An 11353-nucleotide genomic window follows, 5' to 3' on the forward strand; every position below is an offset into this window, starting at 1 on the left:
AGAAAGCGTTATTTCTGTGTTGCTGCTTTCATTGGCGTAACGAATTCGGCCAGTGCTTTAAGCATTGCTTCTGGCTGTTCAACGTTGTTTTCAATGATTTTTACAACCGCTGAGCCAGAGATAGCACCAGCAGCGCCTGCTTGAATAGCTTCTTTAACTTGCTCAGGAGCCGAGATGCCGAAACCAAGCAGCGCTGGTGGCGCGTCGAACTTGTTCAAACGGTCAAGCAGTGTGGTGACTGGCATGTTTGCTTTGGTTTCTGCACCCGTTACGCCAGCACGAGAAAGTAGGTAAGTGTAGCCACCACCAAGTTCAGATACAGACTTAAGTGTTTCATCGCTTGTCGTTGGCGGAGCAATAAAGATTGGGTGAACGCCAAACTTCTTCGCTGCTGCAACAAACTCACCACTTTCGTTTGTCGGTACGTCTGCGATCAATACTGAGTCGATACCAGCATTGGCACAACGCTCATAGAAGCTCTCGATGCCACGTGCATAAACCAAGTTCGCGTACATCAGTAGGCCAATTGGTAGCTCTGGGTATTTCGCGCGGATTTGTCCAATAAGATCAAAACACACATCAGGCGTTACTTTAGAATCTAACGCACGAATGTTCGCACCTTGGATTGTTGGGCCATCAGCCAGTGGATCAGAGAATGGGATACCAAGTTCAAGCGCATCAGCACCCGCTTCAACCAAAGTTTCCATGATCTTAAGCGATTGCTCAGGGTTAGGATCACCAACCGTTACGAATGGTACGAATGCGCCCTGATTCTTTTCAGCTAAGCGAGTGAAGAGTGATTGATAGCGATCCATTATAATGCTCCTTTCTCTTTAAGAATGTCGTGTACAGAGAAAATGTCTTTGTCACCACGGCCAGATAAGTTAACGACTAATAGCTGTTCTTTCTCTGGATCGTCGTGAGCCATTTTAATTGCATGAGCCAAAGCATGAGATGACTCTAGCGCTGCGATAATACCTTCGTTACGTGCGATAGCTTGGAAAGCTTCTAGTGCTTCGTCATCGGTTACGTTGTCGTATTCAGCACGGCCAATAGCATTTAGGTGCGCGTGTTGAGGACCAACTGATGGGAAATCTAGACCCGCAGATACAGAGTAAGACTCTTCTACTTGGCCGTTCTCATCTTGCATCAATGGTGCTTTCATACCAAAGAAGATACCGGTTTTACCGTGCTTCAGCGGCGCGCCGTGTTGGTCGGTATCAATACCTTTACCAGCAGGCTCAACACCGATTAGGCGAACAGACTCTTCTTCAATGAAATCAGCGAACATACCGATAGCGTTTGAACCGCCGCCAACACAAGCGATAACCGCATCAGGAAGGCGACCTTCACGCGCTAGAATTTGGTTTTTCGTTTCTTCACCAATCATGCGTTGGAAATCACGAACAATCGTTGGGAATGGGTGAGGACCCGCAGCAGTACCCAGTAGGTAGTGCGCATCTTCATAGGTTGCAGACCAGTCACGTAGCGCTTCGTTACACGCGTCTTTTAGAGTAGACGAACCAGAATGAACAGGGATAACCTCTGCGCCCATTAGCTTCATGCGGAACACGTTCGGGCTTTGACGTTCAACGTCTTTAGCACCCATGTAAACGCGACATTTAAGACCCAATAGAGCACATGCTAGCGCCGTCGCAACACCGTGCTGGCCCGCACCGGTTTCAGCGATGATCTCATTTTTGCCCATACGCTTAGCAAGTAGAGCCTGACCAAGTACCTGGTTAGTTTTGTGTGCACCGCCGTGAAGTAGGTCTTCACGTTTTAGGTAAAGTTTGGTCTTTGTACCTTTAGTTAGGTTGCGAGTTAGCGTTAGCGCTGTTGGACGACCCGCGTACTCTTGAAGAAGCGTCATGAATTCACTGCGGAACTCAGGATCGGCTTGCGCATCGATAAATGCTTGTTCAAGTTGGTCTAGTGCTGGCACTAGGATCTGCGGTACGTATTGACCACCGTATTCACCGAAGTAGGCATCGAGTTTAGCCATTATATTATTCCTTCAATTCTATTGGAGTGTCTTCACCCCAAGTCATATAGTCTTGTTTGAGCTTCGCAAAGGCAAAGCTCACAAATATGTTTCTAGTTTCCGCTTTCTAGCTCTAGTTCTGGTTTTTGCTTTTAGAAGCCAGACTAGTAATTACGAATCGCCTCAAAAGCGCGTTGCAGTTTGTCTGCGTCTTTTTTACCTGGAGCAGATTCAACACCAGAGTTTAGATCTAAGCCTAAGCAGCCCAACTTAGCGGCTTGGTATGCATTTTCTGGGTTTAGACCACCGGCCAACATGATTGCGCTTTGGTTGTTGATCAGGCTCCAATCGAACGCTTGACCAGTACCGCCAGTTTGAGAACCCACTTTAGTATCTAGCAGGTGACGAGTCACGTTGCTTTCCAGTAATTCTGGTAATGCGCTCTCAGCTTCGCAAGCCACACCGTAAGCTTTCCAAATCTCAACGTTTTCAGGCAGTGATTGTTTTAGCTCATCAACATACGCTTGAGACTCATCACCGTGCAATTGCACAGCGAACAGGCCTAGCTCAGAAACGGTGTGAACAACGTCCGCAACACTGTGATTTTGGAACACGCCGACATAGTTCAAAGGAGCGCCGCTCATCGTCAAACGAGCCGCTTCAATATCCACATGACGTTTAGATGCTTCAACGAAAATCAGGCCACCGAATACCGCACCTGCTTGATATGCTTTGGCAGCATCGTCAGAGTGAGTTAAACCACACACCTTGTTTTCGCCCAGCGTTGCTTTACGAACGGCCAATTCAAGGTTCTTTTCAGCCATAAGAGAGCTACCAATTAGGAAACCATCGGCAAATGTTGAAAGGTCACGCACTTGTTGGTGTGTGTAGATGCCAGACTCTGAAATTACGATTGCATTAGGTGCTAGCTCACGAAGTAGTGGGGCCAGCTCTTTTGTACGATTCAAATCCGTCGACAGGTCACGCAGGTTACGGTTGTTAATGCCGATAACCTTAGCGTTTAAAGCCACTGCGCGGTGCAGCTCTTCTTCATTGCTGACTTCTGTAAGCACACCCATGCTCAGTGAATGAGCAACCTCAGCAAGTGCTTGGTACTCTTCGTCATTCAGCACCGACAGCATCAACAAGATCGCATCTGCTGAGTAGTGACGAGCGAGATAAACTTGGTAGGTATCAACCATGAAGTCTTTACACAGGATCGGCTGCTTAGCGATGCTGCGAACCTTTGGCAAAAACTCAAAATCACCTTGGAAGTATTTCTCGTCGGTCAGAACTGAAATTGCGTTAGCGTGGTTGTTATAAACCGATGCAATGTAGTTCAAGTCAAAGTCGTCACGGATCAAACCTTTCGATGGTGATGCCTTTTTACATTCAGTAATGAAAACCGTTTGTTCGCCGCTCAGTGCCTCGTAAAAACTGCGGTCTGAGTTGGTTAAAGCGGCTTTGAACTCGTCAAGAGGCTGAGTTTGCTTACGCGCTTCAACCCACTGGTATTTATCACGAACGATTTTTGCTAATACTTCCGCCATTTCAGCTTCTTTAACTGAAACGTGGGTCGACAGTTTATCGGTAGTCTGTGTCATGTTCTTTGTCTCAATTCGTCGTTCGTTAGGCGTGCGCGGCAAGCTTTTGTACAAGCTCGTACGCTTTGCCAGAGTTCATCGCATCAATGGCTTGTTGTGCATTGGCTTTTAGGTCTTCGTGACCAAATAGACGCATCAGCAAAGCAACGTTCACGGCCACTGCACCAACTTGTGCTTCAGTGCCTTTACCCGTCAGGATATTGGTTGTGATGGCTTTGTTTTCTTCTGGCTCGCCACCCTTGATAGCTTCAAGAGGGTGAGTGTTCAAACCAAAGTCAGCCGGTGTCACTGTGTATTCGTGAATTACGCCATCTTTGATTTCCGCAACCATGGTTTCGCCGTGAATTGCCACTTCATCAAGGCCGCTACCGTGCACAACTGCTGCGCGCTTCATACCCATTTTCAGCATGGTTTCCGCGATAGGGCGTACTAGCTCTTTGCTGTAAACACCCATTAGCTCGATGTTAGGGCGAGCAGGGTTAATCAGTGGGCCAAGGATGTTGAAGATAGTGCGTGTTTTCATTGTTTGGCGAACAGGCATCGCGTGACGCACGCCACCGTGGTATTGCGGAGCAAATAGGAACGCTACGCCAAGCTCATCGACAGCTGTGCGAGTGTCTTCTGCCGTCATCGCTAGGTTGATGCCAAACGAATCCAGTAGGTCAGAAGAGCCTGATTTGCTGGATACACTGCGGTTACCGTGTTTCGCAACTTTTAAACCACATGCAGCAGCAACAAATGCAGATGTCGTAGAGATATTAATGGTGTTGTGACCGTCGCCACCGGTACCCACGATGTCTGCAAAATCGTAATCAGGGCGTGGGAACGGGTTTGCATTAGCAAGCAGTGCTTTTGCAGCGCCGGCGATTTCTTCTGGCGTCTCGCCTTTGATTTTCAGAGCAGTTAGTGCAGAAGCCATCAGGATTGGGTCTAGTTCACCCTTGATGATAACGTCGAATAATTGCTGGCTTTCTTCTTGAGTAAGAGACTGCTGTTCGTAAAGTTTATTAATCTGTTCCATGATTTCGTCCTAGTTAGTCTTTTTATCAAGAGTGGCGTTCTTCTCAAGAGCCCATTCGATGGCGTTCGCTAGAAGCGTTGCACCGTAGGTTGTCATAATTGATTCTGGGTGGAATTGGAATCCACATACTTTGTCTTGTTCTTGAACCACAGACATCACCAAACCATCGACTTCAGCGGTTACCGTTAGGCTATCTGATACATGAGTAGCAACCAGAGAGTGGTAGCGAGCAATAGCCAGTGGAGAAGGTAAGCCTTGGTAAGTCTCATGATTTTGGTGCTCCATCATCGACACCTTACCATGAATGATTTCGCCTGCGCCTGCAACGGTGCCGCCATAAGCTTCAACGATAGCTTGGTGACCTAAGCAGATACCAATCATTGGCACCTTGCCTTTTAGCAGTTGAATCAACTCAGGCATGCAGCCTGCGTCTGCTGGAGCGCCAGGACCTGGTGAAAGTAGGGCAACAGGGTTGTCTAGTTCGTTGATTGCCGCTTCCACTACCTTTGCAGAGATGTTGTTGCGGTATATTTTTACGTTGTGACCCAATGAGCGGAATTGGTCTACCAGGTTGTAAGTGAATGAGTCGAAGTTATCGATGAATACAATATCAGCCATGATTACGACTCCTTCTTGTTAGAGATGTTTTTAGTGTGAGCAGCTTGAATCGCTGAAATAACCGCTTGAGCTTTGCCGCGAGTTTCATCAGCTTCTGCTTGTGGATCTGAATCGAATACCACACCAGCACCAGCTTGTACTTGTGCAACTCCATCTTCAACGTAAGCAGAGCGAATCACGATACAAGTATCTAATGTGCCTTCACCTGTTAGGTAACCTACCGCACCGCCGTAGCTACCACGACGCGTTTTTTCTACATCTCGAATAAGCTGCATTGCGCGGATTTTTGGCGCACCTGTTAGCGTGCCCATGTTCATACAAGCTTGGTAAGCATGCAGTGCGTCTAAATCTTCACGTAGTTGACCAACGACACGAGAAACTAAGTGCATCACATGACTGTAGCGGTCGACTTTTAGTAAGTCGGCCACGTGGCGAGTGCCAGCTTCGGCAATGCGCGCAACGTCGTTACGAGCTAGGTCGACTAGCATCATGTGTTCTGCGTTCTCTTTTTTGTCGGTTCGCAGCTCAAGCTCGATACGGCTGTCTAAATCGAAATCGATTTGGCCATTTGGGCGCTTACCTCGACGACGAGTCCCCGCAATTGGGTAAATCTCAATTTGGTTGGTTTCGGTTTCGTATTTCAGCGCGCTTTCTGGAGATGCACCAAACAGAGTAAACAGCTCATCTTGCATGTAGAACATGTAAGGGCTTGGGTTACTTTGTTTGAGTTCTTTGTAAGCTGTTAGTGGAGCAGGACAAGGGAGTGTGAAGCGGCGTGATGGTACGACTTGGAACACATCGCCTTTTACTACGTACTCTTTTAGGTCACGAACGGTTTGGCAGAAATCTTCATCGGAAACGCTTGGTACCGCTTCCACGTTGTCTAGTGGCGTAACTTCCGTGATCGCTTTCAGTGACTGACATTGTGTTTGAATGTCGGCTAAACGTTCAGTTAGCTGCGCTTTGATGCTGTCATCTTGAGTGAACAAGCTTGCGTGTAGCAGACCTTCGTTTTCTTGGTGGTCGAAACGCAATAGTGTTTCTGCGACGTAGAATACAAAATCAGGGCAGTTGTTGGTTGCTTCAGCATCGCCTAGCGGTTCAAAGTTTGCCACGATGTCGTAAGCGAATAGGCCAGCCATGAATAACGCGTGCTTATTATCAGCGTCTTGCTCAAAGCTGTGTTGAACCAAACGTAGTGCATCGAAAGAAGAAGCTTCTCTTAAGCGTGAGTCTTCATCTAATTCGTTGCTCGGCTCAACAAAAGTCAGCGTCAGTAAGTTATCCGTTAAATCAGATTTAATCTCTGCTTTAACGTTTTCAGTCAGATGTTCGATAAGCGCTTGACCATTTTGAGTCAATGCTTGAAAGGTTACTTCATGTCCGCGACATACGATACGAACAGCAGAGTCGATAAGGAGTAGGCTTGTCAGGTTTTGCTTCGATTCAATTTCAGCAGATTCCAACAGCAAACTGTCTGTTTTGTTTTCACACAAAGTATGAAAAACGCTGGTTGGATCTTGCGAGTAAGGAACTGATGAATTGATGACCTCAATGGTTCCCAGCTTTTTGATTTCAATGGCCTTGTTCACAAGACCTCCTTTATGATTCTTTAAATTTCCTGCCGTACATAGTCGCATAAAGATACCTTTCACCCAATCTAGAATATGGTCAATTCGATGATTTGTTAGTCAGTTGAATGTGAGATGTTCGACAAATTAAAAAGCCCGCTATGAAAGCGGGCTTAGTGATAACTTTTTTATAAACAAACTGTTTAACTAGAAGTACACGTTAGCCCACCAAGAACTTGTCCAAGTGCGCCACCAATTAAGCTCTGAACTTGCTTCTACTGAAGAAAGTTCTAAAACTTTATCTTTATGGTTTTGGTTAAATTCTTGTAACATGGTGAACCTATCAAATGTGATACTTCGTATTTGCGTACTAGTTAACTAGTTTTCCGCTTGCGGGTCAAGTGTGTTGACACAAATATAACGATAAAAATTGAAAACAATGAAAAAGAATATATGAGAATTGATCTACATAGTCATACAACAGCCTCAGATGGCCGACTTACTCCACCTGAGCTAATTGACCGAGCGCTTGGCTTTAACATCGAAGCGCTAGCGATTACAGATCATGATACGACTGATGGGCTTGCTGAAGCACGCAGCTACATTGCGGATAACAACCTTCCGATTCAGTTGATCAACGGCATTGAGATTTCGACTGTTTGGCAAAACAAAGATATCCATATTGTTGGGTTAAACGTTGATCCTGAGTCACCAGAACTCAAAGCGCTCATTGAACAACAGAAGCAACACCGTATTGGGCGTGCTGAGATGATCGCTCACCGTCTTGAGAAAGCGACTCGTGAAGGGGTGCTAGAAGAAGTTAAATTGATTGCGGGTGATGCGCCTATTACTCGCGCTCACTTTGCTAAGTGGTTAGTCGACAACGGCTACGCAAAAACCATGCAGCAGGTGTTTAAAAAGTTTCTTACTCGCAATAACCCAGGTTATGTGCCGCCGACGTGGTGCTCAATGAGTGATGCTGTCACGGCCATTCATGCTGCTGGTGGTCAAGCCGTACTCGCTCACCCTGGGCGATATGGCCTTACAGCCAAGTGGGTTAAGCGCTTGCTAGCTGCATTTGTTGAAGCGAAAGGGGATGCGATGGAAGTCGCTCAACCTCAGCAAGCGCAACAAGAAAGACGCACACTCGCGGATTATGCTATACAATACAAACTATTAGCCTCCCAAGGCAGTGATTTCCATTACCCATCTCCGTGGATGGAACTTGGACGTAATCTCTGGCTACCTTCTGGAGTCGAAGAAGTATGGAAAGATTGGGAGTTTCAAACGGTTTCACCATCTGAATAGTCTTTAGGTGAACCAGCTCCTTCTGATGATAGAGTCGAGAGATTCGATAACGAGGATCAATAATGAGCCAGTTTTTTTATGTACACCCAGATAACCCACAAGCACGCTTAATTACTCAAGCGGTTGCGATTATTCGCAATGGCGGTGTTGTGGTTTATCCAACAGATTCCGGTTATGCGCTGGGCTGTCAGCTTGAAAACAAACAAGCACTTGAACGTATCTGTAAAATTCGTCGCATCGATGACAAGCATAATTTCACGTTGTTATGCCGTGATCTTTCTGAATTATCACTGTATGCACGAGTTGATAACGTGGCTTTCCGTCTGCTGAAAGCACACACGCCAGGTGCTTACACGTTTATCTTTAAAGCAACCAAAGAAGTGCCAAAGCGTTTGATGAACGCCAAGCGTAAAACGATTGGTATTCGTGTCCCAGACAACAAGATTGCACTCGACCTGTTGGAAGCGATGGGCGAACCACTGATGTCGACGTCTCTGATTCTTCCGGGTAACGAGACGACTGAGTCGGATCCAGAAGAAATTCGTGACAGCCTAGAGCATGCAGTTGACGTCATTTTGAATGGCGGTTACTTAGGTGAGCAACCGACGACGGTTATTGACTTCAGTGACGATGATGCCGTAGTTCTGCGTCGTGGTGCGGGCGATCCTGCGCCGTTTGAATAATCGCTTTACTGATTAACAGTCTGTAACGATACAGCAAACCTGCCACAGTAAATAACAAGTGCTTTTTGGCAGGTTATTTGCGATAATGCGCGACCGCGATTTGGTCGCGAAAAATTCATTCGACGTCTGTGAAGACGACAATTAGGTAGAAAAGAGTAAATGAGCGAAAAATTACAGAAGGTTTTAGCGCGAGCTGGTCACGGTTCTCGTCGTGAACTAGAAGGTTTAATCAAATCTGGTCGTGTAAGTGTTAACGGTCAAGTTGCGAAACTGGGTGAGCGTCTTGAAGACGAGAACTCAGTGATCCGTATCGATGGCCATACTGTTTCAGGCAAGGCTTCTGAAGAAGTGGTTTGTCGTGTACTTGCTTACTACAAACCTGAAGGTGAGCTTTGTACTCGTCACGATCCTGAAGGCCGCCGTACTGTTTTCGATCGTCTACCTAAGATCCGTGGTTCTCGTTGGATTTCAGTTGGTCGTCTTGATGCAAACACATCGGGTCTTTTGCTTTTCACTACTGATGGTGAGCTTGCAAACCGTCTAATGCACCCAAGCCGTCAGGTTGAGCGTGAGTACCTAGTACGTGTATTCGGTGAAGTGACTGAGCAAAAAGTTAAAAACGTTACTCGTGGCGTACAACTAGAAGACGGCATGGCTCGTTTTGAAGATGTGGTTTACGCTGGTGGTGAAGGTATGAACCATACTTTCTACGTAGCGATTAACGAAGGTCGTAACCGTGAGGTTCGTCGTCTTTGGGAATCTCAAGAAACAACAGTAAGCCGCCTGAAACGTGTACGTTACGGTGATATCTACCTTGACAAAAAACTGCCTCGTGGCGGTTGGAAAGAGCTAGATCTTCAAGAAGTAAACTACCTGCGTGAGCTTGTAGAACTTAAGCCTGAGAAAGAGACGCTGTTGGATCTTGATCCTTCAAACACTTCTCGCAAGCGTGAGCGTTCTCGTAGCCAGAAAATTCGTCGTGCCGTTAAGCGTCACGAAGAGCGCGCAAATGCGCCAAAAGGCCGTAGCAATCAAGCTAAGCGTAAGAAGCCAGCTACTCGTGGTACTACAACACCTGATTCAGGTCGCAGTGCTCCAGCAGCGAAAGGCAAGCCTCAAGCTAACAAAAGTAAGCCAAAGACAAATAATGGTCGTCCGGCTAAACCAGCTAAGCCAAGAACACGTCAGTAATTGCGTGAGTTCTTAACCTAACGATTCATTAGTTTAAAGCGCTGAATACTAAAAAACCTGCTCATTGAGCTAACACTGATCATTTAAGCATTTTCCTGATCAGTTGAACGATCCTACAGGTGGTTAACAATACCCTTAAGCACTTTTGTTTAAGGGTATTTTTTATGCTGTCACACTGGTTAATCGATGTTGACGATTTTGCTAATCCAGAATCTCTTTCTTTGTTCCAAAAAGACCTTCCGCTAGATTGGATAAACCAAGCTTTATCTGAAACAAACAAAGCGAGTATGCGCCGTAGAAAGTTACCTGCCGAACTTGTTGTATGGTTGGTCGTTGGTATTGGTCTATATCGAGATAGACCGATCACCGATGTANAACAATACCCTTAAGCACTTTTGTTTAAGGGTATTTTTTATGCTGTCACACTGGTTAATCGATGTTGACGATTTTGCTAATCCAGAATCTCTTTCTTTGTTCCAAAAAGACCTTCCGCTAGATTGGATAAACCAAGCTTTATCTGAAACAAACAAAGCGAGTATGCGCCGTAGAAAGTTACCTGCCGAACTTGTTGTATGGTTGGTCGTTGGTATTGGTCTATATCGAGATAGACCGATCACCGATGTACTCGATAAACTCGACCTCAAATTGTCTAATTCATTGGGTGAAACGATTGCACCTAGTGCAATTCCTCAGGCAAGAAAACGCCTCACCGCTAAGCCTTTAAAGTCACTATTCTCAATCACAGCAAAGYACTGGACACAGTCGGAAGATGCGGGTGATAAATGGAATGGTTTGAGCCTATTTTCAATTGATGGCACACAGTTTAGAACTCACGATAACCCAAGCTTAGCTGAGCATTATCAATATGTTTACTACCGAAAAGACAGGCACACTGAGTACCCAATCGTTCGAATGTGCGCACTCACATCACTACGGAGTCGCCTTCTTCATGATGTGGCTTTTGGGGAAAGCTCTAAAGGTGAAATCAGCTATGCAAAAGATTTAATTTCATCAGCAGTTCCGAATTCATTGACCATTTTTGACCGTTGCTACTTGAGCGCGGAACTTATGCTTAACTGGCAACAAGAACATGGAACAAGCCACTGGATGACGCCAATAAAGTCGAATGTAAAATATGAAATTATCGAGCAGCTCGATGATGATGGGCGAGATCTGATTGTGGAGATGAACGTCTCTCCCCAGGCTAGAAAACAAGACGCGAGCCTCCCAAAAACGTGGAAAGCTAGGCTAGCTCTATATCCCGATGACGTTGAACAACAACCCAATCATATACAAGGGCTGCTGACTTCTCTAACAGATAGAAAATACAGTTTAAAATCATTATTAGATGTGTACTTCGAAAGGTGGGAAAT

Annotated in this window: 11 protein-coding genes, 1 pseudogene and 1 other annotated feature; of the genes and pseudogenes, 5 read left to right on the forward strand and 7 right to left on the reverse strand. The window is 46.0% G+C overall.

Annotation, left to right across the window (positions count from 1 at the left end):
• Positions 1 to 8: 8 nt before the first annotated feature.
• The 7 genes from trpA to L1D11_RS01470 form a co-directional block, all read right to left on the reverse strand.
• Positions 9 to 815: a tryptophan synthase subunit alpha gene (gene trpA / locus L1D11_RS01440; protein ID WP_239831445.1), complete on the reverse strand. Its 807-nt coding sequence runs from the start codon at positions 813 to 815 to the stop codon at positions 9 to 11.
• Entirely contained in the window at positions 815 to 2005 is a 1191-nt protein-coding gene (trpB, locus tag L1D11_RS01445; RefSeq protein ID WP_239831446.1) for a tryptophan synthase subunit beta, read from the reverse strand. The genes trpA and trpB overlap by 1 nt, the downstream gene beginning before the upstream one ends.
• Before the next feature lie 143 nt (positions 2006 to 2148).
• On the reverse strand, positions 2149 to 3588 hold the full coding sequence (gene trpCF / locus L1D11_RS01450; protein ID WP_239831447.1) for a bifunctional indole-3-glycerol-phosphate synthase TrpC/phosphoribosylanthranilate isomerase TrpF: 1440 nt from the start codon (positions 3586 to 3588) through the stop codon (positions 2149 to 2151).
• A 25-nt stretch (positions 3589 to 3613) separates the two neighbouring features.
• Positions 3614 to 4609: an anthranilate phosphoribosyltransferase gene (gene trpD / locus L1D11_RS01455; protein ID WP_239831448.1), complete on the reverse strand. Its 996-nt coding sequence runs from the start codon at positions 4607 to 4609 to the stop codon at positions 3614 to 3616.
• A gap of 9 nt (positions 4610 to 4618) precedes the next feature.
• Positions 4619 to 5227 carry an aminodeoxychorismate/anthranilate synthase component II gene (locus L1D11_RS01460; RefSeq protein WP_239831449.1) on the reverse strand — a complete coding sequence of 203 codons (609 nt, stop codon included), beginning with the start codon at positions 5225 to 5227 and terminating at the stop codon, positions 4619 to 4621.
• 2 nt (positions 5228 to 5229) lie between these two features.
• Positions 5230 to 6819, reverse strand: a complete 1590-nt coding sequence (locus L1D11_RS01465) for an anthranilate synthase component 1 (protein ID WP_239831450.1) — start codon at positions 6817 to 6819, stop codon at positions 5230 to 5232.
• A 125-nt stretch (positions 6820 to 6944) separates the two neighbouring features.
• Positions 6945 to 7059, reverse strand: a sequence feature (Trp leader region).
• A complete protein-coding gene (locus L1D11_RS01470) occupies positions 7006 to 7131 on the reverse strand; it encodes a trp operon leader peptide (protein WP_009848753.1) in 126 nt (41 codons plus the stop codon). (Overlaps the previous feature by 54 nt.)
• 120 nt (positions 7132 to 7251) lie before the next feature.
• Here L1D11_RS01470 and L1D11_RS01475 point away from each other — a divergent pair, with 120 nt between their 5' ends.
• The 5 genes and pseudogenes from L1D11_RS01475 to L1D11_RS01495 form a co-directional block, all read left to right on the forward strand.
• Positions 7252 to 8106, forward strand: a complete 855-nt coding sequence (locus L1D11_RS01475) for a PHP domain-containing protein (protein ID WP_017061496.1) — start codon at positions 7252 to 7254, stop codon at positions 8104 to 8106.
• Between the two features lie 62 nt (positions 8107 to 8168).
• Positions 8169 to 8789 carry an L-threonylcarbamoyladenylate synthase gene (locus L1D11_RS01480; protein WP_009848751.1) on the forward strand — a complete coding sequence of 207 codons (621 nt, stop codon included), beginning with the start codon at positions 8169 to 8171 and terminating at the stop codon, positions 8787 to 8789.
• 159 nt (positions 8790 to 8948) lie between these two features.
• Entirely contained in the window at positions 8949 to 9980 is a 1032-nt protein-coding gene (rluB, locus tag L1D11_RS01485) for a 23S rRNA pseudouridine(2605) synthase RluB (RefSeq protein WP_239831451.1), read from the forward strand.
• Between the two features lie 164 nt (positions 9981 to 10144).
• Positions 10145 to 10354, forward strand: a pseudogene (locus L1D11_RS01490) (transposase domain-containing protein); the annotation flags it as partial.
• A 40-nt stretch (positions 10355 to 10394) separates the two neighbouring features.
• The coding region (locus L1D11_RS01495; RefSeq protein ID WP_239861978.1) for an IS4 family transposase at positions 10395 to 11353 on the forward strand (959 nt) is incomplete at its 3' end.

The organism is Vibrio sp. Isolate32, from assembly GCF_022397955.1.
Lineage (GTDB): Bacteria > Pseudomonadota > Gammaproteobacteria > Enterobacterales > Vibrionaceae > Vibrio.